The organism is Nocardia cyriacigeorgica GUH-2 (assembly GCF_000284035.1).
In the GTDB taxonomy this organism is placed as follows: Bacteria; Actinomycetota; Actinomycetes; order Mycobacteriales; family Mycobacteriaceae; genus Nocardia; species Nocardia cyriacigeorgica_B.
Window position 1 is genome coordinate 585490 of the sequence record NC_016887.1, and the last position, 26480, is coordinate 611969.

24 protein-coding genes, 1 tRNA gene and 1 pseudogene are annotated in these 26480 nt (G+C 67.5%); 16 read left to right on the forward strand and 10 right to left on the reverse strand.

All coding sequences use genetic code 11. The annotated features are described in order from the left end of the window. Positions 1 to 3: 3 nt before the first annotated feature. Genes NOCYR_RS02780 through NOCYR_RS02815 form a run of 8 tightly spaced genes read left to right on the forward strand, consistent with a single transcriptional unit; the run spans position 4 to position 8777 of the window. A complete protein-coding gene (locus NOCYR_RS02780; protein ID WP_014348839.1) occupies positions 4 to 1224 on the forward strand; it encodes an MCE family protein in 1221 nt (406 codons plus the stop codon). Then, positions 1221 to 2246 (forward strand): MCE family protein, encoded by a 1026-nt coding sequence (locus NOCYR_RS02785; RefSeq protein WP_014348840.1) that lies wholly within the window; start codon positions 1221 to 1223, stop codon positions 2244 to 2246. The genes NOCYR_RS02780 and NOCYR_RS02785 overlap by 4 nt, the downstream gene beginning before the upstream one ends. Continuing rightward, entirely contained in the window at positions 2243 to 3304 is a 1062-nt protein-coding gene (locus tag NOCYR_RS02790) for an MCE family protein (protein ID WP_014348841.1), read from the forward strand. The genes NOCYR_RS02785 and NOCYR_RS02790 overlap by 4 nt, the downstream gene beginning before the upstream one ends. After that, positions 3301 to 4599 (forward strand): MCE family protein, encoded by a 1299-nt coding sequence (locus NOCYR_RS02795; protein WP_048832683.1) that lies wholly within the window; start codon positions 3301 to 3303, stop codon positions 4597 to 4599. Before NOCYR_RS02790 ends, NOCYR_RS02795 begins: the two co-directional genes overlap by 4 nt. Positions 4600 to 4652: 53 nt before the next feature. Continuing rightward, positions 4653 to 5900 carry an MCE family protein gene (locus NOCYR_RS02800; RefSeq protein WP_014348843.1) on the forward strand — a complete coding sequence of 416 codons (1248 nt, stop codon included), beginning with the start codon at positions 4653 to 4655 and terminating at the stop codon, positions 5898 to 5900. Continuing rightward, positions 5897 to 7336: an MCE family protein gene (locus NOCYR_RS02805; RefSeq protein ID WP_014348844.1), complete on the forward strand. Its 1440-nt coding sequence runs from the start codon at positions 5897 to 5899 to the stop codon at positions 7334 to 7336. Before NOCYR_RS02800 ends, NOCYR_RS02805 begins: the two co-directional genes overlap by 4 nt. Then, positions 7333 to 8286, forward strand: a complete 954-nt coding sequence (locus NOCYR_RS02810; protein ID WP_014348845.1) for a hypothetical protein — start codon at positions 7333 to 7335, stop codon at positions 8284 to 8286. The genes NOCYR_RS02805 and NOCYR_RS02810 overlap by 4 nt, the downstream gene beginning before the upstream one ends. Then, positions 8283 to 8777 (forward strand): hypothetical protein, encoded by a 495-nt coding sequence (locus NOCYR_RS02815; protein ID WP_014348846.1) that lies wholly within the window; start codon positions 8283 to 8285, stop codon positions 8775 to 8777. Before NOCYR_RS02810 ends, NOCYR_RS02815 begins: the two co-directional genes overlap by 4 nt. A gap of 391 nt (positions 8778 to 9168) precedes the next feature. Here the strand turns inward: NOCYR_RS02815 and NOCYR_RS02825 are convergent, their stop codons facing one another. Continuing rightward, positions 9169 to 10359: a helix-turn-helix domain-containing protein gene (locus NOCYR_RS02825; protein WP_048832688.1), complete on the reverse strand. Its 1191-nt coding sequence runs from the start codon at positions 10357 to 10359 to the stop codon at positions 9169 to 9171. Positions 10360 to 10532: 173 nt separating this feature from the next. On the opposite strand from NOCYR_RS02825, the gene NOCYR_RS02830 reads away from it, so the two are divergent. Beyond that, the gene (locus NOCYR_RS02830) at positions 10533 to 10811 is read left to right on the forward strand and encodes a hypothetical protein (protein ID WP_014348848.1); all 279 of its coding nucleotides are present in this window, start codon (positions 10533 to 10535) and stop codon (positions 10809 to 10811) included. A 117-nt stretch (positions 10812 to 10928) separates the two neighbouring features. Here NOCYR_RS02830 and NOCYR_RS28110 read toward each other — a convergent pair. Beyond that, positions 10929 to 11333: pseudogene (locus tag NOCYR_RS28110) on the reverse strand (RNA-guided endonuclease InsQ/TnpB family protein); the annotation flags it as partial. Positions 11334 to 11486: 153 nt separating this feature from the next. Between NOCYR_RS28110 and NOCYR_RS02835 the strand changes: the two are divergent. Continuing rightward, on the forward strand, positions 11487 to 12689 hold the full coding sequence (locus NOCYR_RS02835; protein ID WP_197538421.1) for an IS256 family transposase: 1203 nt from the start codon (positions 11487 to 11489) through the stop codon (positions 12687 to 12689). 18 nt (positions 12690 to 12707) lie between these two features. Here NOCYR_RS02835 and NOCYR_RS29005 read toward each other — a convergent pair whose 3' ends face one another. From NOCYR_RS29005 to NOCYR_RS02850, 4 genes are all read right to left on the reverse strand, one after another. Further along, complete coding sequence (locus NOCYR_RS29005; RefSeq protein WP_148280512.1) at positions 12708 to 13478, reverse strand: transposase; 771 nt, start codon at positions 13476 to 13478, stop codon at positions 12708 to 12710. Between the two features lie 262 nt (positions 13479 to 13740). Then, a tRNA-Thr gene (locus NOCYR_RS02840) sits at positions 13741 to 13812 on the reverse strand. Positions 13813 to 13925: 113 nt separating this feature from the next. Continuing rightward, positions 13926 to 14168: an MbtH family protein gene (locus NOCYR_RS02845; RefSeq protein ID WP_011207082.1), complete on the reverse strand. Its 243-nt coding sequence runs from the start codon at positions 14166 to 14168 to the stop codon at positions 13926 to 13928. Positions 14169 to 14320: 152 nt separating this feature from the next. Next, on the reverse strand, positions 14321 to 15154 hold the full coding sequence (locus tag NOCYR_RS02850; RefSeq protein ID WP_014348852.1) for an alpha/beta fold hydrolase: 834 nt from the start codon (positions 15152 to 15154) through the stop codon (positions 14321 to 14323). Positions 15155 to 15314: 160 nt separating this feature from the next. Here NOCYR_RS02850 and NOCYR_RS29905 point away from each other — a divergent pair, with 160 nt between their 5' ends. The 4 genes from NOCYR_RS29905 to NOCYR_RS02865 all read left to right on the forward strand — a co-directional run bounded on the left by NOCYR_RS29905 (position 15315) and on the right by NOCYR_RS02865 (position 19596). Further along, on the forward strand, positions 15315 to 15485 hold the full coding sequence (locus tag NOCYR_RS29905; RefSeq protein WP_014348853.1) for a hypothetical protein: 171 nt from the start codon (positions 15315 to 15317) through the stop codon (positions 15483 to 15485). 279 nt (positions 15486 to 15764) lie between these two features. Beyond that, complete coding sequence (locus NOCYR_RS02855; RefSeq protein WP_048833875.1) at positions 15765 to 17282, forward strand: trehalose-6-phosphate synthase; 1518 nt, start codon at positions 15765 to 15767, stop codon at positions 17280 to 17282. 68 nt (positions 17283 to 17350) lie between these two features. Continuing rightward, a complete protein-coding gene (locus tag NOCYR_RS02860; protein WP_014348855.1) occupies positions 17351 to 18076 on the forward strand; it encodes a response regulator transcription factor in 726 nt (241 codons plus the stop codon). 56 nt (positions 18077 to 18132) lie between these two features. After that, complete coding sequence (locus tag NOCYR_RS02865) at positions 18133 to 19596, forward strand: sensor histidine kinase (RefSeq protein ID WP_231856082.1); 1464 nt, start codon at positions 18133 to 18135, stop codon at positions 19594 to 19596. Between the two features lie 62 nt (positions 19597 to 19658). Here NOCYR_RS02865 and NOCYR_RS02870 read toward each other — a convergent pair whose 3' ends face one another. The 3 genes from NOCYR_RS02870 to NOCYR_RS02880 form a co-directional block, all read right to left on the reverse strand. Then, positions 19659 to 20741, reverse strand: coding sequence for a class I SAM-dependent methyltransferase (locus NOCYR_RS02870; RefSeq protein ID WP_014348857.1), 1083 nt, complete (start codon positions 20739 to 20741; stop codon positions 19659 to 19661). Between the two features lie 192 nt (positions 20742 to 20933). Next, positions 20934 to 21359, reverse strand: coding sequence for an HIT family protein (locus tag NOCYR_RS02875; RefSeq protein ID WP_014348858.1), 426 nt, complete (start codon positions 21357 to 21359; stop codon positions 20934 to 20936). Between the two features lie 55 nt (positions 21360 to 21414). Further along, positions 21415 to 21792, reverse strand: a complete 378-nt coding sequence (locus NOCYR_RS02880; protein ID WP_014348859.1) for a PH domain-containing protein — start codon at positions 21790 to 21792, stop codon at positions 21415 to 21417. Positions 21793 to 22005: 213 nt separating this feature from the next. Here NOCYR_RS02880 and purD point away from each other — a divergent pair, with 213 nt between their 5' ends. Next, on the forward strand, positions 22006 to 23277 hold the full coding sequence (purD, locus tag NOCYR_RS02885; protein ID WP_014348860.1) for a phosphoribosylamine--glycine ligase: 1272 nt from the start codon (positions 22006 to 22008) through the stop codon (positions 23275 to 23277). A 298-nt stretch (positions 23278 to 23575) separates the two neighbouring features. Here purD and NOCYR_RS02890 read toward each other — a convergent pair whose 3' ends face one another. Next, on the reverse strand, positions 23576 to 24565 hold the full coding sequence (locus NOCYR_RS02890) for a M23 family metallopeptidase (RefSeq protein ID WP_081505545.1): 990 nt from the start codon (positions 24563 to 24565) through the stop codon (positions 23576 to 23578). A 612-nt stretch (positions 24566 to 25177) separates the two neighbouring features. On the opposite strand from NOCYR_RS02890, the gene NOCYR_RS02895 reads away from it, so the two are divergent. Beyond that, on the forward strand, positions 25178 to 26335 hold the full coding sequence (locus NOCYR_RS02895; protein ID WP_086008212.1) for a pyridoxal phosphate-dependent aminotransferase: 1158 nt from the start codon (positions 25178 to 25180) through the stop codon (positions 26333 to 26335). Positions 26336 to 26480: the final 145 nt, after the last annotated feature.

Genomic DNA, 26480 nt, shown 5'->3' on the forward strand with positions numbered 1-26480 from the left:
GGCATGGTGAACACGAAAACTTCGGGGCGGTCCTCGGGTCTTGCGGCGCGGCTGCGCGGCCCGCTCGGACTGAAACTGGCCGGGCTCGGGCTCGTGCTGTTCATGGTCGCGGTGGTGACCGTGTCGATGATCATGTTCGTCGGCGGGTTCACCCAGACCGTCGCGGTGGCCGTCAAGGCGCCGCGCAGCGGCCTGGTGCTCGACCCGGACGCGAAGGTCAAGGTGCGCGGCGTCGAGATCGGCCGGGTCTCCGATATCGAGCTCGGCGACGACGGCGCGACCATCAATCTGGCGTTGAACCCGGATCAGCTGAAGCTGGTGCCCGCCAATGCGGGCGTCGATATCCGCTCGACCACGGTGTTCGGCGCCAAGTACGTCAACTTCACCGTGCCCGAGGAGCCGTCGTCGGAGTCGTTGAAGCCCGGTGCGACGGTGGCGGCGAGCAAGGTGACCGTCGAGTTCAACACGCTGTTCCAGCATCTGTCCGATGTGCTGGCCCAGGTCGAGCCGGAAAAGCTCAATGCCACCCTGGCCGCGCTCGGCACCGCGTTGCAGGGCCGTGGTGAGAAGCTCGGCGATCTGCTCGTCAACAGCGAGGCCTACCTGCGCGACATCAATCCGAGCCTGCCGACGCTGCAACGGGATCTGGCCACCACCGCGCAGGTCACCAATATCTACGCCGATACCGTCGGCGATCTGCTGCGCACGGTCGACAACGCGATCGTCACCAGCGGCACCATCGTCGACGAGACCGCGGGGGTGGACGCACTGCTGGCGAATCTGACCGGCCTGGCCGATACCGCGGGCTCGGTCCTGCGCGAGAACGAGCAGCCGCTGGTCACCGCGCTGGATCTGCTGCGGCCGACGAGCGAATTGCTCTACGAGTACCGGCCCGCGCTGTCGTGCCTGATCCTCGGCCTCGGCAAGGCGCTGCCGCTGGGTGAGGCGGTCTTCGGTGGACTCCAGCCGGGCGTCGCGCTCAACGCGAGCTTCATGTACGGCCACCCCGCCTACACCTACCCGGAGGATCTGCCGAAGGTGAATGCCACCGGTGGACCGCATTGCGCGGGCACCGTGGACCGGGAGCCGGGCAGCCACGCGGACTATGTCGTCACCGATACCTCCGAGGGCGCGCCGTACGCGCCGTCGACGCAGCTGACGGTCAACGCGCCCAAGGTTTTCCAGATTCTGTTCGCCGGCCTGCCGGGGGTTCGCCAGCCGTGAGGAATACCGCAACGAAAGTCAAGCTGGGCATCTTCACCCTGGTGATGACGCTGATCTTCACCGGCCTGGTGATCGTGTTCAGTGAGGTGCGTTTCGCCAGGGAAAACGGCTACAACGCCGTATTCACCAGTGCCTCGGGCATGCTGCCCGGCGACAAGGTGCGCATCGCGGGCGTCCCGGTGGGTTCGGTGACATCGGTGGAGGTCGGCAAGGACCATCTGGCCCACGTCGAGTTCGACGTCGACCGGAAGTTCAAGCTGTACAGCAGCACTCGCGCCACCATCCGGTACGAGAACCTGGTGGGCGACCGCTACCTGGAACTGCTCGAGGGTCCGGGCTCGATCGATATCCTGCCCGAAGGCAGCACCATCGGCCTGGACCGGACCGCACCGGCGCTCGATCTGGACATGCTGCTCGGCGGGTTCAAACCGCTGCTGCGCGGCCTCGACCCCGCACAGGTCAACGATCTGACCAACGCGTTGCTGCAGGTCTTCCAAGGCCAGGGCGGGACGCTGGTGTCGCTGCTCAACAGCGGCGGCTCCTTTGCCAAAACACTGGCCGACCGCGACGCGCTCATCGGCAGCGTGATCGACAACCTCAATGCCGTGCTGGCCACCATCGACGAGCGCGATGAGCAGTTCACCACCACGATCAACGAATTGCAGCGGCTGGTCAGCGGATTGGCCGCCGACCGCGACCCGATCGGCGCGGCGCTGCCCCGGATCGCGGGCGCCACCGGTGATCTCACCGATCTACTTGCGCAGGCGCGGCCGGACCTGAAGAACACCGTCCAGCAGATCGACCGGGTCGCCACCAATGTCAACAACGGTTCCGACACCGTGCAGTGGGTGCTGGAGCGGCTGCCCGAGACCTATAAGCAGTTGATCCGCATCGGCTCGTACGGGTCGTTCCTCCAGCTGTATGTCTGCGAGACCAACTTCCTCGTCGACGGTCCGGACGGCAAGCCCATGAGCGTGGTCTTCCCCGGTGGGCAAGATACCGGAAGGTGTGCGAGCGAATGAGTGAAAGGAAAACGCCCGCAACGACCGTCGGTGTCGTCGGCCTGGTGCTGGCGGTGACCGTGGCGCTGTCGGCGCTGCAGTTCGACCGGTTGCCGTTCATCCGTTCCGGCGCCACCTTCACCGCGTTCTTCGCCGATGCCGGCGGGCTCGTCCCCGGCGACGACGTCCAGGTGGCGGGTGTGCGATCCGGGCAAGTGGAGGACGTCGAACTCGACGGCGCGAAGGTGCTGGTCACCTTCACCCTGAACGAGTCCATCGTGCTGGGCGACAAGACTTCCGCGGCGATCAAGACCAACACCGTGCTCGGTCGCAAATCGCTCGAGGTCACGCCGGACGGCCCGGGCGCGCTGCGCGTCGACGACACCATCCCGCTGGACCGCACCACCTCGCCGTACTCGCTGAACGAGGCGCTCGGAGATCTCGCCGACACCGTCGGCGGCTTGGACATGGACCGGGTCGACCAGACCCTCGACGCGCTCTCGGCGACCTTCGCCGACACACCCGAGCCGCTGCGTAATGCCCTCGACGGCATCACCGCGCTCTCGCGCACGATCAACACCCGCGATCAGGCGCTGTCGGATCTGCTGACCCGCGCGCAGAACGTCACCAAGATCCTGTCCGACCGCGCGACCCAGCTCAACGCGCTGCTGCTGGACGGCAACGAGCTGCTCGGCGAGCTGGACCGGCGGCGCACCGCGATCAGTCAGCTGATCGTCTACGTCAACGGGCTGGCCCAGCAGCTGTCCGGTCTGGTGGCCGACAACGAGGCCCAGCTGCAACCGGCGCTGGACAAGCTGAACTCGGTACTCGACCTGCTCCAGCGCAACCGGGACAACATCTCCCAGGCGCTCGACGGTCTCGGCCCGTTCGCGGCCGCGCTCGGTGAGCAGGTCGGCAGCGGACCGTACTTCCAGGCCTACGTCGTCAACGCGACCAGCCCCGGCTTGCAGATCCTGGTGGATTCGCTGGTCTGGCCGCAGAACCTGCCCGAATCGCTGCGCGGGTACTTCGACCCGATGCCGTCCATCGGACCCGCTATCCAGGAGCCGCCGCGATGACATCGAGAATTCGCCGTCTGCCCCGATGGGTGTTCATCGCCGCCGCGGTGCTGGTCGCCGCGCTGGCGGTGTTCGCCGGCTACACCGCGCTGAACCGGATCGGCAAGACGAACATCACCGCCTACTTCACCTCCACCAGCGGCCTCTACGCCGGTGACGACGTGCGGGTGCTCGGGGTCAAGGTCGGCAGCATCGACTCGATCGAACCGAGCGCCGATCAGGTGAAGGTCGAGATGACCATCGACCGCGGCATCGACCTGCCCGCCGACTCTCGCGCGGTGATCATCGCGCCGTCGCTGGTCTCGGCCCGCTTCATCCAGATCGCCCCCGCCTACACCGAGGGCCCGAAGCTGGAAGACGGTGCGACGATCGGCATCGAACGCACCGCCGTCCCGGTCGAGTGGGATGACATCAAGGCCGAATTGTCCAAGCTGGCAACGGCTCTGGGCCCGGTCGGCGAGGACCAGCAGGGTTCGTTCGGCCGCTTCGTCGACACCGCCGCCGAGAACCTCGACGGCAACGGCGACCGGTTCCGGGAAACGCTGCGGGAGCTGTCGGCGACGCTGACCACGCTCTCCGATGGCCGCACCGACCTGTTCGGCACCATCCGCAACCTGCAGCATTTCGTCGAGGTGCTCTCGGCGAGCAATGAGCAGATCGTGCAGTTCGGCGGCAGGCTCGCGTCGGTCTCGTCGGTGCTGGCGGGTGTGTCCAATGATCTCGGCGCGGGCCTGGACAACCTGGATATCGCCGTCGCCGACGTCAAACGCTTCCTCGACAGCAGCGGCGCCGAGCTCACCGAGGGCGTGCTGAAGCTCGCCGACGCCACCCAGATCCTGGTCGACAAGCGGCCGGAGCTGGAACAGGTGCTGCACTCCGGCCCGACCGCGCTGGTGAACTTCTATCAGATCTACAAGCCCGCACAGGGCACGCTGACCGGTGCCATCGGGTTGAACAACGCCGCGGACCCGCTCAGCTTCCTGTGTGGATCGGTGCAGGCGCGCGACGGCTACAACTCCGATCAGAGTGCGGCCCTGTGCGCGGAGTTCCTGGCGCCGGTGCTGAAGTCGCTGGCGATGAACTACCCACCGCTGCTGGCCAATCCGGCCACCGGTGTCACCGCGTTCCCGGACCAGTTGGTGTTCAGCCCGGAATCGCTGGCGGGTACCCAGCAGACCCATGCTCCGGCTCCGGCTCCGGCTCGCGGTGCCGCGCCGGTGACGGTGCCGAGCGGGATCGCCGGGCTTGCCATTCCGGGATTGCCCGCGCCGCCGGCGCCGGGAGGAGGGCGATGATGCGCAAACCAACGGTGCTCGGTGGCCGGTCGATGCCATCGCGTAAGCGTGCGATGCGCCGCACCGCGGCCGTCGCGGTCGGACTCACCCTGGCGCTCGGCGTCACCGGGTGTCAGTGGGACGGGCTGAACTCGCTACCGATGCCCGGTAACGAGGGCACCGGCGAGGGCGCGTATCAGGTGCGGATTCAGATGCCGAATGTCACCACGCTGACCCGTAATTCGCCGGTCCGCGTCGATGACGTCGCGGTCGGCACCGTCACCGGGATCGAGGTGGAGGGCTGGCACGCGCTGGTCACCGTCTCGCTCAATCCCGATGTGGTGCTGCCCGCCAACGCGGTCGCCAAGATCGGGCAGACCAGTCTGCTCGGCAGCAATCACGTGGAGCTCGCGCCGCCGCCGGATCAGGAGCCGCAGGGCCGGTTGAGCGACGGCGATGTGATCCCGCTGGACCGGGCCGGGGCCTACCCGACCACCGAGCAGGTGCTGTCGTCGCTGTCGGTGGTACTCAACGGCGGCGGCATCTCGCAGCTGGAGACCATCACCCGGGAACTCAACGCGGCCTTCGTCGGCAACGAAGACGAGATCCGTGACCTGCTGCCGCAACTCAACGACCTGACCACCAACCTGCAAGCGCAGACCAACGACATCATCGCCGCGATGGCCGGGCTGGACCGGCTCGGCGGTCAGCTGAATCAACAGAAGGACCTGGTGGGCGCGGCTATCGAGCAGATCCACCCGGCGCTGACGGTGCTGGCCGATCGGCGGGAGAACATCACCAACACCCTCGTCGCGCTCGGCGACCTCAGCGACGTCACCCAGCGGATCATCGACAACGCCGGCGACAACCTGAAGGCCAATCTCGCCGCGCTCGGCCCGGTACTGCAAACCCTGGCCGATACCGGCAACAACCTCACCGAGGCGTTGAAGATCGCGCTCACCTTCCCGTTCCCGATGAAGAACCTCGGCAACGCGATCAAGGGCGACTACCTCAACCTCTTCATGACCGTCGATATGACCGGGAAGCGGCTGGATTCCAACTTCCTCACCGGCACCCCGCTGGGCGGGCGGTTCGGTGGTGTCGAGGGCGTGCTCGGCACATTCGCGCCGGAAACAGCTGTGCAGCAAGGTAATCCGCTGGCCGTGCCGGGGCAGCCGCCGACCGGGCAGCCCGGCGCGCAGGCGCCCACAATCCCCGGGCTGCCGCCGATTCCGGGCCTGCCCGCCATTCCCGGGCTGACCGTGCCGCTGCCCGGCGCGGCCGCACCGGCACCCGCGCCGGAAGGGGGTCAGGGGCGGTGACGCTCACCAAATTCGTCAAGATCCAGCTCGCGATCTTCTCCGTACTCACCGTGATCGGCCTGGTCGTCATGGGCGGCACCTACATCGGTGTGCCCGCGATGCTCGGGATCGGCCGGTACAAGGTCACCGTGCAGCTCGAGGCGACCGGCGGGCTGTATCAGCAGGCCAACGTCGCCTACCGCGGCACGAACGTGGGCAAGGTGACCGAGGTCCGGCTGACACCCGAAGGGGTGGAGGCGGACCTGTCCATCGACAGCGACTACAAGATCCCCGGCGACTCCGAGGCCTGGGTGCGCAGCGTGTCGGCGATCGGCGAACAGTACGTCGACCTGGTGCCGCCGCAGGATTCCGGCGACGGAAACCTCTACGACGGCAGCGTCATCCCGGTGGAGCGGACCCAGCTGCCGCAGGACGTCGGCGCGCTGCTCGACCAGACCGACCGGCTGCTGTCCAGTGTCGCGGACACCCGGCTGCGTCAGGTGATCGACGAGGCGTTCCGCGCGTTCAACGGCGCCGGCCCCGACCTGCAACGGTTCATCGACTCCGCGGCTCTGCTGGTGCAGGAGGCCAAGGACAGTGCCGAGCCGACGAAGCAGTTGATCGAACAGATCGGCCCGCTGCTCGACACCCAGGTCCGCTCCGAGGACGCCATCCGCTCCTGGACCGCCGACCTGGCGACGGTGACCGATCAACTGCGCGAACACGATCCGGCCCTGCGCAATATCCTGCGCGATGGTCCCGGGGCGCTGGAGACCGTCACCAACCAGTTCGACTCGCTGCGCCCCACCCTGCCGCTCCTGCTGGCCAATCTGGTGAGCCTGGGCCAGGTCGCGGTCACCTACAACGCCGGAGTCGAACAGATCCTGGTGGTGTATCCGCCGCTGGTTGCGGCGCTGCTGACCTCGATCCGCGGGCCGCTGGAATACGGCGCCATGGTCGACTTCATGACTACCCTCAACGACCCGCCGCCGTGCACCACCGGATTCCTGCCGCCGGATCAGCGGCGCTCGCCCGCCGATTTCACCCCGGTGGACACCCCGTCCGGCCTGTACTGCAAGGTCCCGCACGATTCGCCGGTCGCGGTGCGCGGTATCCGCAACACCCCCTGCGCGGAGTTCCCCGGCCGCCGGGCGCCCTCGCCGGAGCTGTGCCGTACCGGCTACGTTCCGGAAGGCAACAACCCGCCCTTCGGCCCGCCGCAGCCCGTCGCCCCGGCCTCCGCGCCGCTGGTGCCGGGCGTGGCACCGGCCAGTGCGCCCGCGTCGGTCGGATCCGGCGCAATGACCACGCCGGCGGCGGCCAGGTCCTACGATCCGGCCACGGGCGTCTATCTCGGCACCGATGGGCGCACCTACCGGCAGGGAAATATCGAACCCGGCGGATCGGGAACGGTTCCGTCGAGTTGGCAAGCGATGTTCGAGGAGCAGCAACGATGAGCGAAACGCACAACAGCCGGACTCGTCGGCGCGCGAGCCGTTCCGCAGGCCCGCCGGTCGACGAGACGCGCACCGAGGCGCTGGCCTCGGATCAAGACCGCAGTGCTGCGGTCGAGCCCGGTACTGCGGTGCCGGGCTCTGCCCGTGTTCGGGGGGAAACGGACAAGACGGACACGGGTGCGTCCGCCGGTGCGGGCGGGGTGGGGCCTGGCGCGGGCGAGGCGGAGGCGGACACCGTCAAGGTGGGCGCGGATGCCGTCAAACCTGATGCGGACACCGTGAAGCTGGGCTCGGGTGCCGCGAAGCCGGATGCGGACACCGTGAAGTTGGGTGCGGGTGCTGTCGCGCAGAAGGCCGAGTCGGCTGCTGCGGACGCGGATACGGCGAAGCCGGATGTTGACACCGTGAAGCTGGACAAGGCGTCAGTGGGCGAGGCCGACGACGCCGACGAAAAGCGTCCCCGCCGTTCCGCCGCGCGCATCCTCGCCGTCGCCACGTCCACCATCGTCGCGCTGGCCCTGGTCGCCGGCGCGGTGATCTCGGTGTTCGCGGTGCGTTCCGCCGAGGAACGCGACGCCCTGCGCGCCGAATACATCCAGGCCGCGCGGCAGACCGTGCTGAATCTGACCACCATCCACGCGGATACGGCCAGGGAGGACATCGACCGCATCCTCACCATGGCGTCGGGTGAGTTCAAGGACGAGTTCAACGGCCGGGTCGACCCCTTCACCGAGGTGGTCAAGCAGGCCAAGGTGGAATCCACCGGTGAGATCGTCGAGGCCGCCCTGGAGAGTTCGGACGACAACTCCGCGCGCGTGCTGGTGGCCGCCAAGCAGACCGTGAAGAACGCGGGCCAGGAGGGCCCGCAACTGCGGTACTACCGATTCCGGATCACCGTCACCAACAGCGATTCCGGGATGACCGCTTCTGATGTGGAGTTCGTGGCATGAGTGCACTGCGATTGCGTACCAAGATCCTGCTCGGCGTGACGGCGGTCGTGGTGGCCGCGTCGGCGATCATCCTCGGCATCAACGGCTACCGCTACTGGGACGACCAGCGCTCCGAGGATTCCCGCGCCGCCGCCGTCGAGGCCGCCAGCCGTTCCGTCGCGGCCATGTTCAGCTACGAACACACCACGGTGGAAACCGAACTCCCCAAGGCCGCCGACAACCTCGCCGACCCCCTCCGCAAGGACTACCTGACCCTCATCGAGAAAGCCATCGTTCCCGGCGCCAAGGAGCAGCAGCTCACCGTAGCCGCCACCACCCAAGCTGCGGGCGTAGTCTCCGCCGACCGCGCCCACGCCGTCGTCATGCTCTACCTGAACCGGGTCACCACCAGCAAAGAAAGCCCCCAGGGCACCACCACGGGCACCCGCGTCCGGGTGGAGATGGACAAGTCCGACGACCGCTGGCTGGTCGCGTCAGTGACGCCGATCTGATCGGGCGGGTGGTCGGCCTGTCACAGTTCGGCCCGAGGTCCACTGGCTCTCGGAGTGTTGTCGGCGTGTTTGCTTTGTGTCGCGCTTCGCCTCGGCGTGTCGAACGCATTTTCGATGAGGTGCGATACCTTTCGCGAATGGCTTCCTCAGAGGAGTTGGGATTCTCGGATGGGTGCAATGGATTGGCCGCGATTGTGCTGCTGCTTCTGCATCGTCGGGGTATCGCCCTCGCCGCGGCACAGCGACAGTCGATCGCCTCATGCCACGACATCGCCCAGATCAGTGTGTGGCTCGAGCGCGCATTACGCGTTGACTCCGCTGAGGAGCTATTCCGCATTTGATAATTTGAGCACTCGCTCCTATGGTCGGCGTCTCCGTGCCTGAGACTGCATCAGATCTTGACGTCGGCCCACTTGGCGAACTTCGCCAGGGCATCGGTGCTGCGGCGGGAGTGGGCCAGGACTCGGATGGTTTCGTGGACCTGCGGGTGATTGCGGGTCAGTTCGGGAGCGATTCGGCGGGCCTGGTCGAGGCTGGTCAGGGCGCGTTGTTTGTCGCCGTGGAGTAGCCAGGCTCGGGATACGTCGATCCAGTGGTGGCCGGCTCGGGAGGGCGGGACTGATTTCGGCAGGTGGATTTGTTCCGCGCGGGCTACAGCTGTTGTGCCGTCGGATAATTCGACGGGGACGGCCACGGAGTGGATCGCGACATTCGGCAGTTCGAACTGGGTTCCGTAATCCTCGAACCGATCGGCGGTGATCGCCTGGCCGATTCGATGCGCTTCTCGGAGATGAGCGTTTGCGGTCTCACCGTCGAGTGCACGCGCCGACAGGATCGAGCCGCGAAGGTGCAGCGCTCCACGCATCGCGAGCAGGCTGGGGGTGGTCGGAAGTTGTTCGGATGCCCGGTAGGCCCGGTCGACGATCTTCGACCCACCGGCATATGCGCCGGAGTAGAGCAGAATCAGTGCGCGATGATATTCCGCCGCAATCGGCCATATCGGGTCACCACTGCGTTCGGCGGACCATACGCAGCGTTCTGCGGCCAGTCCGGCGAGGTCGAGGTAGCCATACCGATAAGACAGCGACGAAGCCCTGTTGTAGGCATAGGCGAGGGTCGCGTGGATCTTTTCGAGGCGATGCCCGGGGCGTTCATCGGCGGCGAGGGCGTGCAGACCGTGAATAACATCCGGTAGCTCACTGGTGAGATCGCTGTACTTCGCCCGGCGCATGCCTTCACTTACCCGGTCGAGAGCCGCGATGAGTTCGTCCAAAGTGGTTGGCTCGCCGAGCGGTTCATCCGTGAAGGCGAGAATCCTACGGCGAAGCTCTCGAATGGTGGCATGCGCGGCGCTGTCGTCACGCGCCGACGGTGTGTAGGGCTGGCCGGTCAAATCCTCGATATTCACGCCGATCGTGCGAGCGACAGCGGCGATGAATGCGGGCGAGGCCGGTCGCGAACCCTGTTCGACCTTGCGTAGCAACGACAAAGACACGTGCGCCTTATGCGCGAGCTGAGGTTGCGTGAGCCGCGCCAGTTTACGAGCCCTGGCGGTGCGTGCCCCGATCCCGGCGTCGTCCATACACCCACGGTGACACACGTTGTGCCACTTCGCACCAGGTCACGCGGACACAGTGGACCCGAGCCCCGCCGCCGGGTCGACTCGAGTTCTCGGCGGCGGGTGCGAACCACTCGGCAACAAGACAGGGGCGGTCTATGGGGTGTGCAGAGAACAGGCGACACAGGGCCATCGGATTGGTCCGGCGCGGCGTGCACGGCGGTGACGTCGCCGACCTGCACGCTGTTGCGGGCCGGCACGGCTACGAGCTGGTCTTCACGATCACCCTAGATGTGCGGCCCTTGGTGGCGGCGATGGTGATCGCGCAGCACCTCGGCGACCATGCGGCTTCGGCCGTGGTCGTACCGACCTACGAGCATGCGGAGCCGTATCGGGTGCTGATCACCGAATTCGCCGATCTGGTGACCCCGGTGCGGCACTACCCGCGCGGGCACCGGTGGCCGGACGCCCGATGACGCGAGTACAGCCCGCTTGGTGAACCCCTGTCAGGAGTCAGCTACCAAGCCCGAGGGGGCCAGGTTTGTAACTGCGCCCTCCCGACTGGATGCCGGGCAGCGCGTCACGTCCAGTACCTAACCAGGTACCGGGGCCGCTGACTCGGCCCCGCATTCCCACATCCTCGCGGCTCTGGCTGCGATGTTGTAAGAAGCATTGACGTCTGCGTGTTCAACGAAACCGCATGAACGGCAATCAAATTTAGATTGACTCGCCCGGCTCTTCCGGTCCACCCGACCACATCGGCAGCAGGTCTGGGAGGTGTAGCACGCGTCCACGAACACCACCGGCACTCCGGCACGGCGGGCCTTGTACGCGATGAACGAACTTAGCTGGGCGAATGCCCAGCCATGTAGTGTGGCCCGTTGGGGCTTGCGTAGCCGTACCCGCTCGCGGATGCCGGTCAGAGTTTCCAGACCGATCCCGCGCCCGGTGCGTTCAGCCTCGACCACGATGCGTTTGGAGATTCGATGGTTGATATCCGTCGCTTGGCGAGGGAGTGTCTAATTAACGGCGGATCTCAATGATCAAGGGAGAGAAGCCAAGTGAGTGACACCGCAGCCGAGGAAGAGGCCGTGACCGGGCAGGTCGGCGCGTCTGGTGCGGCGGGGGTTTCGGATGAGCAGTTGATCGCGATGCTGGTCGATCGGGCTCGCACCGACGGCCTGCAATTGACCGGTGAGGGCGGGCTGCTGCAGCAGCTGACCAAGCGGGTGCTCGAGTCCGCGCTCGAGGGCGAGGTCACCGACCATCTCGGCTACGACAAGCACGATCCCGCCGGCCGTAGCAGCGGTAACAGCCGTAACGGGACGAGGTCGAAGACGGTGACCACCGACATCGGGCCTGTGCGGGTGAAGGTGCCGCGTGATACTGCCGGCACGTTCGAGCCGCAGATCGTGCGCAAACGGCAGCGCCGGTTGTCGGGGGTGGACGAGATGGTGTTGTCGTTGTCGGCCAAGGGCCTGACCCACGGTGAGATCAGCGCGCACCTGGCCGAGGTCTACGGTGCCGAGGTGTCGCGGCAGACGATCTCGGTCATCACCGACAAGGTGATCGAGGGGATGGCCGAATGGCAGAACCGGCCGCTGGACCCGGTGTATCCCGTCGTGTTCGTGGACGCTATCAATGTGAAGATCCGCGACGGCCAGGTCGCGAACCGGCCCATCTATGTGGCGATGGCGGTCACCGTCGAGGGACATCGCGACATCCTCGGAATCTGGGCCGGCGACGGCGGTGAAGGCGCCAAGTACTGGCTGCACGTGTTCACCGAGCTGAAGAACCGCGGCGTGGCCGACGTGCTGATGCTCGTCTGTGACGGCCTCAAAGGGCTACCAGAGGCAGTGGAGGCGGTCTGGCCGAAGACCGTCGTGCAAACCTGCATCATTCACCTGCTGCGCAATAGTTTCCGCTACGCCAGCCGTCAGGACTGGGACAAGATCGCCAAAGCGTTGAAACCGGTCTACACCGCAGCGACCGAGGACGCGGCCAGCGAGCGGTTCCTCGAGTTCTCCGAGGCTTGGGGCGGCAAGTATCCCGCGATCGTGAAGCTCTGGTCCGATGCGTGGGCCGAATTCGTGCCGTTCCTGGCCTTCGACGTCGAGATCCGCAAGGTCATCTGCTCGACGAACGCGATCGAGTCGGTCAACGCCCGCATCCGCAAAGCCGTCCGCGCCCGAGGACATTTCCCGAACGAGACCGCCGCGCTGAAGTGCGTCTACATGGCATTGATGAGTCTCGATCCGACCGGCAAGGGCCGAAAACGATGGACCATGCGCTGGAAGGCCCCGCTGAACGCCTTCCAGATCGCCTTCGAAGGCCGCATGACCCCCACCAGCTGAAGTCATCGACAACCAAGATCAGCCGTTAACTGGACACACCCCTTGGCGAGTCTCTTTGCGGCGTCGCCGCTTTAGTACTCGCTTTGCAGCTTTCGTACCTTTCGCCTGCAACTTCCGGCGGAGCTCCCGCTGTTGTTCACGGTGTCGACGGAGCCCACGTCCAGCGGCCCGGTACCCCGTGTTCGTGACCGCAATATTTGCGAGCCCGAGATCAACCCCAATCCACCTGGTCGGGCTGATCAATGGCGGTTCCGGGACTTCGCACGTCGAGTACAGGAACCACATTCCATCCCGGCGCACGAGATCGGTTTCGCCTTGCCGATATCGCTGAAGGGTTTCCAACTGATCAGCGGATCCTGTGTATCGGATGCCCTTCAGGCGACCGGAGGTCGTCCAGATGGAGACCGTCCGGGTGTCGTACTGCCAGGATAGGCAGCGGTCATCGTAGGGCTGCGCCGCATCGGGCCGGAATCGAATCGGTGTGTTCGCGGCGCGCTGGTATCGAGTGCTGTCTTTCGGGCCGTAAGTGCCGGCTTCGAGGTTCGCCGCCCTTGTCTTCCAGGCGTCGGCAACCTTCCGGATCACATGCAAGGCGGGCTGGGCCGACAAACCCGCAGCCTTCACGCTGCGGTAGTGAGCGCGCTGGAGATCGGTCCGACTCCGTTGTCCGTCTCGTTTCGCCTTCGCCGAGAGCCATGTCGCAGCGGTGTTAGCCGTAAGAAGCGTAGCGGCGAGTGCGTCGGCCTGCTTCGCCGTCGGCAGCAACTTGACCGCAACGACCTGCTTCACGCCGGAAGATTAGCACTCGGCAATGACACCGCGCCGGACTCTAGTCCTGGATACGTGCAGGTGATGGATGGTGATCAGAATCGAACCCGAGGACCAAGTTTCGCGCACTTGGAACGCACGGCCCGTCATACCGATTCGCGGCGGCTTCGCGACAAACCGAAACGAAGGCCATCTTGCTAGGGGAGGTGACGATGCGGTCCGATGTGAGTCACTACTGGCCTGCAACCCGGCGAAATGCCAGATTGCAGACCAGGTGAAGCGGAGCCCCCTGTCGGGTTTGAACCGACGACCTTTCGCTTACAAGGCGAGTGCTCTACCACTGAGCTAAGGAGGCGGAAAAGCGGTGCAATCATAACCGGGCGTGCGCACCGCGTGACACCGGGTTTTACGGTGCCATGCGGTACGCAGGCCGGTCGAGGGTGTCCCGAGGCGCAGTATCGGCCGCGGTCAGGACTGGGCGCCCTGGCGGGCCGCGTCGTCGGCGGCCATGGCGTCGCGCAGGCTCTTGGGACGCATGTCGGTCCAGTTCTTCTCGACGTACTCGACGCAGGCGGCGCGGCTGTCTTCGCCGAACACCACTCGCCATCCGGCCGGGACCTCCGCGAAGGCCGGCCACAGGGAGTGCTGTTCCTCGTCGTTGACCAGAACGAAGAAGCGGCCGTCTTCGTCGTCGAAGGGGTTGGTGCTCATTTCACCTCACTGGATACTGGCGCTGTGTACGGGATCGCTGCTGGGAAGACCGGCGCCGGGTTACGCGAACCGCGGGCGTCGGAAACCCCGAGCGTTGTGTCGACCCTAGCAAGGGATACGTTACGGCTGGGCGGTTACCTCGGCCCCCGTCATCAGGCGGCAAAGAAATCCAGCAGGATCTTGTTCACCGCTTCCGGCCGCTCCAGGTAACCGTAGTGCCCGGCGTCGGGAATCTCCTGGTAGCGGGCACCGGGGATGGCGTCGGCGACCTCGCGCGACAGGTACGGCGGAATCATCCGGTCATCGGCGAAGCCGACCGCCAGGCACGGCACCGTGATGGCCCGGTAGGCCTGCACCCGGTCGAAATCGTGATCCATCCGCCGCTGGGCACGGATGCCCGGCGTGACCGGTCCGCCGGTGAACTCGAACAGATCCAGCCAGTCGCGGGCGGCGTTGGGATCGGCCATGGTGGCCGGGGACAGGTTCATCACCGCGGTGACCGCGGCCTCGTACTTCGGCGGCAGCGCGATGGCGCTGGCGTCCAGCTCGTGTTCGCCGAGCGAGAGCGTTTTCTGGAACTGGTCGAGGCGTCCGTGACCGGCGAGGAACACCGCCTTGCGCACCAGATCGGGGCGGGCCAGTGCCAGCTCCTGGGCCACTCGCGCGCCCATCGAGGTGCCGACGACCAGCGCCGGGCCCTCGTCGAGCAGCTCGATCAGACCGGCGGTGTCGGCGACCAGCTGGTCGATCGTCATTCCGTCGGCGGCCTCGTAGGACGGCGCGATGCCGCGGTTGTCGAAGGTGCACACCCGATAGCCGGCCGCCACCAGGGCGGGCACCTGATGCAGCTCCCATACCCGGCCGGGGCTACCGGTGCCCATGATCATCACGACCAGCGGGCCGCCGCCCTTGGTGTCGGTGCCCTTGGCTCGGTCGCCCTTGACCTGGTAGTTGAGTGAAATTCCGTTCACCGTGGCCAGTGGCATCCGCATACCCTTTCGTAAGGTTGGTACTGCGCTGCCCACGGTATCGGTACCGCGAGCGCCGGTACACCGGGTGGGCTCCGGCACCGGGTATGTCCGGGCCGCGCGCCAGATACCATTGACTACTCGCACGTACGAGCGCAATTTGCCGGGAGGACTGAAGATGGCCGCGAAGAGCAGCGCGAACGGAATCGCCGACGAGGATCTGGAGCCGCTGGCCGACGAAACCGCTCGTCAGGCCCAGCGCGTCGTGGCCGCCTACGCGGCCGACGCGGACGAATGCCGGATGCTGCTGTCGATGCTCGGCATCGGCCCCGGCGCGCGCGGCGAATAGTCGCCGCACCCTTCGGATCGGCGGCGAGCCCGGCGATCCTTCGACAACTGAAACCGGGAACAGCGAAGCGCAGCGCGGCGTGAGCGACGGCCCGAAGGCGACAGCCGACGAGTGATGGGCAGTCGCACGCCGCCCTCAGACAAGGATGCGTGAGTGGACCAGATGACCGACCAGCCGTCCAACGACAACGACTCCTCCGACTACGCCCTATCGGATCCGTCCGGCGCCGCCGCGGTGCCCAATGGATCGGTATCCAACGGCTCCGGGCCGATCGACACCGTGGTCGCCGAACCCGAACCGATCCAGGCGCAGCCCATCGGCGCAGGCGGCGGCAACTCCGGGTTCGTCGTGGTCGCCAACCGCCTCCCGGTCGATCTCGAGAAACTCCCCGACGGCGGCACGCGCTGGAAGCGCAGCCCGGGTGGGCTGGTCACCGCGTTGGAGCCGGTGCTGCGCAGCAACAAGGGCGCCTGGGTGGGCTGGGCCGGTGTCCCGGACGTCGACGTCGATCCGATCATCGAGGACGGTCTCGAGCTGCATCCGGTGCCGTTGTCGGCGCAGGAGGTCGAGGACTACTACGAGGGCTTCTCCAACGGCACGCTGTGGCCGCTCTACCACGACGTCATCGTGCGCCCGGTCTACGACCGCAAGTGGTGGGCGGCCTATGTGCAGGTGAACCGGCGTTTCGCCGAGGCCACCGCGAAGGTCGCCGCCGAGGGCGCGACGGTGTGGGTGCAGGACTATCAGCTCCAGCTGGTGCCGAAGATGCTGCGGATGCTGCGCCCGGATCTGACCATCGGCTTCTTCCTGCACATCCCGTTTCCGCCGGTCGAGCTGTTCATGCAGATGCCGTGGCGCACCGAGATCATCGAGGGCCTGCTCGGCGCCGATCTGATCGGTTTCCACCTGCCCGGCGGCGCGCAGAACTTCCTCTACCTGGCCCGCAGGCTGGCCGGTCAGCCCACCTCGCGCGGCACCGTCGGGGTGCGGTCGAAGCTGGGTGTGGTGCAGGTCGGATTCCGCAATGTGCGGGTGGGCGCCTTCCCGATCTCGATCGCCTCGGCCGAACTCGACGAGCATTCGCGCCGCCGTTCGGTGCGCGAGCGGGCCGCCAAGATCCGCGCCGAGCTGGGCAATCCGAAGAACATCCTGCTGGGCGTCGACCGGCTCGACTACACCAAGGGCATCGATATCCGGCTCAACGCGCTGGAAGAGCTGCTGATGGAGGGCCGGGTCGACCCGTCGGACACGGTGATGGTGCAGCTGGCCACGCCGAGCCGCGAGCGGGTGCAGAGCTACATCAAGATGCGTGGCGACATCGAACGCCAGGTCGGCCGGATCAACGGCGAGTTCGCCCGGGTCGGCTACCCGGTCGTGCACTATCTGCACCGGCCCATCCCCCGCGAGGAGCTGATCGCGTTCTTCGTCGCCGCCGACGCCATGCTGGTGACGCCGCTGCGCGACGGTATGAACCTGGTGGCCAAGGAGTACGTGGCCTGCCACAGCGGCCTCAACGGCGCGTTGGTGCTGAGCGAATTCACCGGTGCGGCAGCGGAATTGCGGCAGTCGTATCTGTGTAATCCGCACGATCTGGATTCGGTGAAGGACGCGATCGCCTCGGCGCTGACCGACGATCGCGACACCAAGCGGCGCCGGATGCGGTCGCTGCGCAGGCAGGTACTCACCCACGACGTCGACCGCTGGGCACGCGCGTTCCTGGACGCGCTGGCCCACGATCAGGTCGCGGGCAGTGCCCTGCTCTCCGAGGAGGACATGTACTCCGAACCGCAGCGCTGACCCACGTTCACAGCAACCACACAGCGAGTCCGCAGCACGATCCCAGCGGCACGGGTCAGCATGGATCCATGACCGCAACGCCGCAACAGGCACCCGAGGCGCGGGTGCTGGTGGTCGACGACGAGCCGATGATCGTCGAGCTGCTCGATGTCAGCCTGCGCTTTCAGGGCTTCGAGGTGGCCACCGCGGCCGACGGCGCCCAGGCGCTGGATCTGGCGCGGAGCTTCCGGCCGCAGGCGCTCATCGTCGACGTGATGATGCCGGGCATGGACGGTTTCGGCCTGCTGCGACGGCTGCGGGCCGACGGGATCGACGCACCGGTACTGTTCCTCACCGCCCGCGACGATGTACACGACAAGGTGACCGGCCTGACCCTCGGCGCCGACGATTACGTCACCAAACCGTTCAGCCTCGAAGAGGTGGTGGCGCGGCTGCGGGTGATCCTGCGCCGCGCCGGACAGGTGAATCCGCCGCCGGAGCACGCCCGGCTGCGGTTCGCCGATATCGAACTCGACGACGACACCCACGAGGTGTGGAAAGCCGGTGAGCCGGTGGCATTGTCGCCCACCGAGTTCACACTGTTGCGGTATTTCATCGTCAATGCGGGCACCGTGCTGAGTAAGCCGCGGATCCTGGATCATGTGTGGCGCTACGACTTCGGCGGTGAGGTCGGAGTGGTGGAGACGTATGTGTCGTATCTGCGCAAGAAGGTCGACACCGGTGAGCAGCGGCTGATCCATACGTTGCGCGGGGTGGGTTATGTGCTGCGTGAACCCGATAGCGGGCGGCGGTGAAAGCTTCCGCGGACGTCGAGATGCGCGCGGAGGGAGCGTCCGATGACGGGCGCGCGATGGTCTGGCTGCGCTCAGTCCGGCGCGTGATCTCGAACCGGCTCGCCGCTATTCCACTTCGGATCACGTTGGTGCTGGCGCTGGTCATGCTGGCGGCGGCCGGACTGCTGGCCTCCGGCCTCGCGGTCACCTCCGCGCTGCGCACAGCACTGGTCGACCGGCTCGACCAGCAGTTGGTCGAAGCCGCGCACACCTGGGCGAGCCCGGGCGGGCCCGCCTTGCACCGGCTGCCCGGACGGCCGGGGTTCGAGCGCCCGCCGGTGCTGTTCTACGCGCGGGTGCAGGATTCGTCGGGGCGGGTGCTGCAACTCGACGACCAGGCCGCCGGCGCACCGGACGTGCCCGCCGACGCCGGAACCGGCCCGTTCACCACCGGCTCCACCGACGGCGATTCGTCCAACTGGCGAGTCCTCAATCTCGAGACTCCGCAAGGCTCGAGCCTGGTCGCGCTGCGAATGGACGAAACCGAGGCCATCATCGACCGGCTCATCATGCTGGAACTGGTGATCGGGGCGTTGGTGCTGGCGGCGCTGGCGGTGGCCGCGTACTTCGTCATCCGGCGCAGTCTGCGGCGACTGGTCGAGGTCGAGGAGATCGCCGCCGAGATCGCCGCCGGTGATCTGCATCGGCGAGTTCCGGTGCGCGGCACCGACACCGAGGTCGACAGCCTCGCCACCTCACTCAATGCCATGCTCAGCCAGATCCAGACCGGTTTCGCCGCGACCGAGGCCTCCGAAGAGGCGGCCCGGCGCTCCGAGGCCAAGATGCGCCGCTTCGTCGCCGACGCCAGCCACGAACTGCGCACCCCGCTCACCACGATCCGCGGATTCGCCGAGCTCTACCGTCAGGGCGCGGCTACCGACGCCGGCCTGTTCATGGAACGCATCGAGAGCGAAGCCAATCGGATGAGCGTGCTGGTCGGCGATCTGCTGATGCTGGCCCGCCTCGACGCCCAGCGCCCCCTCGAACGCGAACCGGTCGACCTGCTCGCCCTGGCCAGCGACGCCGTGCACAGCGCCCGCGCCGCAGCCGCCGCCCGCCACCCCGAGCTCCCGCCACGCCCCATCGATCTCGACGCGCGGCCGGGAACAGGCACCTACGAAATCACCGGTGACGCCGCCCGCCTACGCCAGGTCCTGGCCAACCTCCTGAACAACGCCCTCGTCCACACCCCACCCGACGCCGCCATCACCGTCGCACTGACCCCACACGACGACGAAGTCCTACTCGAGGTGAGCGACACCGGCCCCGGCCTACCCCCCGAAGAAGCCGCCCGAATCTTCGAACGCTTCTACCGCACCGACACCTCACGCAGCCGCGACAGCGGCGGAACCGGACTGGGCCTGTCCATCGTCCAGGCACTGGTCGCCGCACACGGCGGGACCGTGCACGTACACAGCACCGTCGGCGAAGGAACGACCTTCACAGTCCGATTGCCGCGCGAGAAGACGACACCGAGCTGAGGCCGTTCCGCCGTCTCACCTGTTTCGGTCCGTCGACGGTTCACCGGGCCTGGACGGGATTCTCACCCCTTCCTGGCCACGTAGTAACTGTTCAGCGGATCCGCTTCCTCATGGTGGATCCGGACGTCGGTGAAACCGGCGTCGGCGAGCATGGACAGGGCTTTTTGTTCGCCCCAGACCGTGCCGAGGCCGTCGCCGTCGAGGCCGAGGGAGACGGTCATGCAGTGCATGGTGGAGACGGTGTAGAGGAAGGGGCCGAAGGGGAGGGCGGCGTTGTCTTCTAGGTGGCTGGAGGCCTGGATGTCGACCATCAGGAAGACGCCGTTATCGCGAAGGGCGCGTGCGATATTCGCGAGGACGGTGGCGGGGTGGGCCTGGTCGTGGATGGCGTCGAAGACGGTGATCGCGTCGTAGGCGTCGGTCAGGTCGAGGTCGGTGACGTCGAGTACTTCGAAGGTGACGTTGGTCAGGCCGAGCTGGGTGGCTTCGGCGCGGGCGGCTTCGATCGCTTCGACGGAGAAGTCGTAGCCGATGAAGCGGCTGGCCGGGAAGGCCTGTGCCATCAGGTTGATCGCGTGGCCGCGGCCGCAACCGATGTCGGCCAGGTCGATGCCCTCGCGCAGGCGTTCGGTCAGGCCGGGGACCATCGGCAAGATGCTGTCGAGCAACGCGGCATCGAGTGTGCCGGCACTGAATTCGGCCATGAACTGATGGAAGCGCGGGTAGTTGTCGTAGGAGAGTCCGCCGCCGGCCCGGAAACATTCGGCGATGGCGGGTTCCACCTCGCCCAGCATCGACACCACCTGCATGAAGCGGGCGAGATTGTGCGGGCCGGCCGCCCGGGTCAGAGCCGCGGCGTGGGCGGCGGGCAGCTGGTAAGTCTGTGTGGCCGGGTCGAATTCGACGATCTCGGAGACCGTCATCGCGCCGAGCCATTCCCGGACGTACCGCTCGTTCAGGCCCGCGGCGGCGGCGAGTTCGGGACAGGTCACCGGGCCCGGAAGGGTGGACATGGTGTCGAACAGGCCGGTCTGATGGCCGATGCTGGTCATCATCGCGGTACAACCGTCGTTGAGGACGCCGACCATGCGGGCGGCGAACTCTTCGGTGGCGGTTTCGGTGGGTGCCGGATGGACAGTGGTCATGATGGGCTCCTCGTCGACTCGCCGCGGGATCCGCGGCCGGAATAGCCGTCGCTGTGGGACAGCGTGAGGAACTACGGGACGGGGCGCCGGATCGGTTCATCGAGCAAGCCGCGGCCATGCGGGCGAACACCGCCGACCAGCGCCCGGAAGCGATGGTGGTGAGGCGGCGGCAACCACCTCACCACCACGAACTCAGTCCGGGACGTTGGCGCCGTAACCGAGCTCGCGCAGGGCCTGCTTGATCTTGGCCTGCGCCTCGTCGAGAGATTCGGGGGAGGGGTTGGGGTCGGCGCCGGAGATGTCGAAGTTGCCCATGGTGAAGGCGGGGAAGACGTGCACATGCAGGTGCGGCACTTCCAGCCCGGCGATCAGCAGGCCGGCGCGGGGCGCGTCGAAGGCGGTGCGCACGGCCCGGCCGAGCTTCTGGGCGACGCCGGTGAGGCGGGCGAAGAGCTCGGGGTCGACGTCTTGCCACTGGTCGATCTCCGCGCGCGGAACCACCAGGGTGTGGCCCTGGGTGACCGGCGCGATGGTGAGGAAACCGACGAATTCGTCGTCCTCCCATACGAATCGACCGGGGAGCTGACCAGCGATGATCGCACTGAAAACAGAAGCCATGCTCGCAGGTTACGCGCACGGCGCCGGACCGCGACGGCACCGGGCGCGGCGCGGACTAGACGGCCACGAAATGCGAGAGCAGTCCCTGCACCTCGTAGATGTCGACCTGCCGGTTGAACTTCTTCTGCAACGGGGTGGAGCTACCGGAGATCCAGATGGCGAGTTCGGCGTCGAGGTCGAAGGTGCCTGCGGTTTCCACCGAGAAATGCGTGATCGAGCGGTAGGGGATGCTGTGGTAGCTCACCTTGCGCCCGGACATGCCCTGCTTGTCGACCAGGATCAGGCGCCGGTTGGTGAACAGGATGGCGTCGCGGATGAGGAGAAAGGCGGCATAGATCTGCTCGCCGTTGCCGAGGAGTTTGGCGTATTCCTGCTGGGCCTGGCCGGGATCGATCCGCCCGGCGTTGCCCATGATTCCGTCCATCAGACCCATGGCCCGCACATCCTCCGCGTGCTCGGGTGAGGGAGCGCCCCCCACTTCGGTTGTCTGCAACCATCATCCACGGCTTCGCCGGGTGCGGTGGCCTCGATGGGGCGGACCTGCGGTGTTCGAGGTGAACCGGGGTTCGCGGGCGACGCTGCCGGGCTCCGCGAGCCGCGAACCTGACACGCGGAGCGGGACCGATACCCCTATAAGCTGTCTGCCGTGCGCGTACTCGTCATCGGTTCCGGAGCCCGTGAACATGCCCTAATCCTCGCCCTGCGTCGCGACCCCGCGGTGCAGGCCGTGGTGGCCGCACCGGGTAATGCCGGCATCGCCCAGCACGCGCAGATCCGTCCGGTCGATCCCACCTCCGCCGAAGCCGTGGTCGCGCTGGCCACCGAGCTGGCCGCCGACCTGGTCGTGATCGGCCCCGAGGTGCCGCTGGTGCTCGGCGTGGCCGACGCGGTGCGCGCCGCGGGCATCGCCTGCTTCGGCCCGTCCGCCGCCGCGGCGCGGATCGAGGGGTCGAAGGCCTTCGCCAAGGACGTAATGGCCGCCGCCGGTGTGCGCACGGCGCACAGCGAGGTCGTCGACACTCCGGCCGAACTCGATGCCGCGCTCGACCGCTTCGGCCCCACCTGGGTGGTGAAGGACGACGGCCTGGCCGCGGGTAAGGGCGTGGTGGTGACCACCGACCGGTCCGCCGCCCGCGATCACGGCGCCGAACTGCTCGAGCAGGGGCATCCGGTGCTGTTCGAATCGTTCCTCGACGGCCCGGAAGTGTCGCTGTTCTGCCTGGTCGACGGCGAAACCGTGGTGCCGCTGCTGCCCGCGCAGGACCACAAGCGCGTCGGCGACGGCGACACCGGCCCGAATACCGGCGGCATGGGCGCCTACACCCCGCTGCCCTGGCTGCCGGAGGAGACCGCGCGCGCCATCGTCACCGATGTGGTGGAGCCGGTGGCGGCCGAGATGGTGCGTCGCGGCTGCGGATTCTCCGGCCTGCTCTACGCCGGCCTGGCCATCGGCGCCGAGGGCCCGGCCGTGGTCGAGTTCAACTGCCGCTTCGGCGACCCGGAAACCCAGGCGGTGCTCGCACTGCTCGACAGCCCGCTGGGCGAACTGCTCTACGCCACCGCTACCGGCACCCTCGCCCAGGTGCAGCCGCCGCGCTGGCGTGACGGTTCGGCGATCACCGTGGTGCTCGCGGCCGAGAACTACCCCGGCCGTCCCCGGCTCGGTGACGTGATCACCGGTGCGGGCGAAGGGTCTTCCGACGACGCCGCCACCGTGCTGCACGCCGGTACCGCGCAGCGCGAAGACGGTGCGCTGGTTTCCGCCGGTGGGCGAGTGCTGAACGTCGTGGGCACCGGCCCCGACCTGGCCGCCGCCCGCACCGCCGCCTACGAGCGGATCGCGAACATCAAGCTTCCGGGCAGCCACTACCGCACCGATATCGGTCTGGCGGCCGTCGAGGACCGCATCAGCGTGTAGGTGTGTGCGGCCCTGACCGGGCCGCTCGCTGAGCCGATGCATGCCCGATATTCGGGCGCAGCTGTTGGTGAGCCCCGGCAGGCCGACCAGGACCGCGGGCCCGATTTGCCGGCCGCCGACCGCCGGCCCGCTGACGGACTACTCACCGCGGCCGATCCTGACGCAGTTATGAGGCCGCAGTCAGCACCGGACGCGGGGGCGGCCCGGCGGCCGATGAGCCTGTGTGCCGCGGCCGTGCACTACCCGTCGGGTGTGCACGGTTGTGGGGCTGTCGCGAGGCGCCGGACTCCCCGGCGGCTCAGCGGTAGGTGAGGCCGTGCAGTGCCAGCCAGCGCTGGGGGTCGACGTGCTGGCCGCCGACGATGACCTCGAAGTGCAGGTGGGGGCCGGTGGAATCGCCGCGGTTGCCCATGCGGGCGATCTGCATGCCGGCGGGGACGCGTTCGCCGACGGAGACGAAGAAGTCGTACATGTGGCCGTAGACGGAGATGCTGCCGTCGTCGTGGCGGATCCTGACCCACAGGCCGAACCCTTGCGCCGGGCCCGCGTCGATGACGGTGCCGTTGGCTACGGCGTAGATCGGGGTGCCGATCGGTCCGGCCACGTCGATGCCGTTGTGGAAGGTGCCCCAGCGCTGGCCGAAACCGGAGGTGAACACACCGATCGCCGGGAGCACGAAACCGCCCGCGCCGGGTGTGATGCCACCGGGTAGCACCTCGCCGGGCGTCATGGTGATGGCCGGTGGTGGCGGGGTGCCCATCCACGGCTGACGTTCGCCAGCCGCCGCGGCTGCCGCCTCGTTGCGGGCGCGTTCGAGGGTGGCTCGGGCCGCTGCGGCCACCACGGCCGCTTCGCGGAGGCGTTCGCCGTGGTCGATGGCGTCGAGGTAGCGCCGCACCGATGGTGTGGTGGTCTGCATCTGCCACGGATAGGCCACCGCGATCCGCTGCACCTGCCCCGGCGCGGGCCCGCGGTCGGTGACCAGATCGGTGAAGCTGGAATCGGCCGCGGCGAACAGCGCGACGACGGTGACCCCGCCGATCAGCACCCGATGCTTGCGCAGAGTCGCGCGCACCTCGTCGCCGGTCGGCCGCTTCGCCAGCATGGCCCGGACATCGTCGCGCGTGGGTCGCTTGGCGAGCAGCGCGTTGACGTCGGCGCGGGTCGGCCGCCTGCCTGCCAGTTGCCGAACCCGGGCGACCCGTGAGTTGAACAGTCCCCGCAGGTCGCGGCGGTCCTTCTGCTCACGCGTGCGCCAATCAGCGCCCAGCACGACCCCGCCGACCATGCTCACGTCTTTCAGCCGGTCGGAGGTATCGGGCCGCTCCTCGTCGTCGGCCAGATCCGCTTGGTCGGCTACGGAGTCGGCGCGGAGCTGGTCGTCGGCAGAGTCATCGTGGTCGGTGGCCGACGTCCGGTCGGCGGTAGCGTGAGCCCGAACTTCGTCGGCGCCAGTTGTGTCGGCCTGTGCCTCTCGGACGTCGGCTGAGTCGGCCTCCGACTCGCGGCCGCTCGGGGAGTCGGCCCGTACTTCGTCCTTGGCCGCGGTGCCGGCATCCGTCTTGCGATCGGCAGGCTCGTCGCCGCGAGCAACGTGATCGCCGGGGTCATCCCGCTCCTCACTGGACTCGTCCGAACCCTCGCTCCCCTCGATGACGGTCGAAACCGCGCCCCTCCTGCGCAGTCGCGGAAACCGGAATCCACGGCCGCGGGCATCGGGCTCGACCTGCGTACTCTCCGGGTGGCGCTGCTCGGCGAGCCCGGCGCCGTCGGCTTTGTTGCCGTCGGTGGCGGGCTCTGCGGCGGAGTCCTGGTCGAGGGTCGACCGGGGGGCCTTCTCGAGCATCAGGTGCGACCATATCGCCCGACGGCGGTGAGCGTGTGCTCTACCGTCTGTCGGGTGTTCACAGAATCTCGGCGGTCGACCATTCCACCTTTTTACGTGATGGATGTCTGGAAGGCCGCAGCGGAACGAGCCAGGACGCACGGCGATGTGCTCGTGCTCGCGGCGGGGCAGCCGTCGACGCCCGCGCCGGCGCCGGTGCTGCGCGCCACGAAGATCGCCATCGACGCCGAATTACTCGGCTACACAGAGACTTTCGGCATTCTGCCGTTGCGTGCGGCGATCGCCGAACACCACCACGCCACCTACGGCTATCCGGTCGACCCCGACGACGTGGTGGTGACGACCGGTTCCTCCGGCGCGTTCACCCTCGTCTTCCTGGCCGCCTTCGACCCTGGCGACACCGTCGTGGTGGCCCGCCCCGGCTATCCGGCCTACCGCAACACCCTGACCGCGCTCGGCTGCCGGGTGGTGGAGCTCGACTGCGGTGCCGAGACCCGCTTCCAGCCCACGGTCGCCATGCTCGAGGCGCTTACCGAGCCGCCGAAGGGGCTGGTCGTGGCCAGTCCGGCGAACCCGACCGGCACCATGATCGATCCCGATGAACTGGCCGCGCTCGCCCGCTGGTGCGAGGCCAACGGCACCGTGCTGATCTCCGACGAGATCTATCACGGCATCACCTACGGCGGCGAGCGCACGGCCTCGGCCTGGGAGACCTCGCGCGAGGCGGTGGTGATCGGCTCGGTCTCGAAGTACTTCTCCATGACCGGCTGGCGGCTGGGCTGGATGCTCGCGCCAACGGACATGCGGCCCGCGTTGCAGCGACTGGCCTCGAATATGACCGTCTGCCCGCCCGCCATCTCGCAGTACGCGGCCCTGCATGCGTTCGGTGCCGAGGCCAAGGCCGAACTCGACGGCCACGTCCGCCGCTACGCCACCAACCGGAAACTGCTGCTGGACGGCCTCGCCGAGCTCGGCATCACCGATCTGGCCCCCGCCGACGGCGCCTTCTACGCCTACGCCGACATCGCCCACCTCACCGGCGATTCCCGCGCCTGGTGCGCCGAGGTGCTCGAGCACACCGGAGTGGCGCTGGCACCCGGACTGGATTTCGACACCGTCGCCGGTAACCACACGGTGCGCTTCTCCTTCGCCGGGGCGACCGCCGACATCGAAGCCGCGCTGGAACGACTGGGCCGTTTCCTGCGACGCTGAGCACTAACCAGGCGGTCGAACATAGTGTCCGGCAACAACTTTGCACAGTACGACACCATCGCCGCGCGGATGCGGTAAAAACATCGGTGGCTGCTAATTCCTTCCGATTCCGCACGGATGAACTGATGATGACTGGCACGATGGC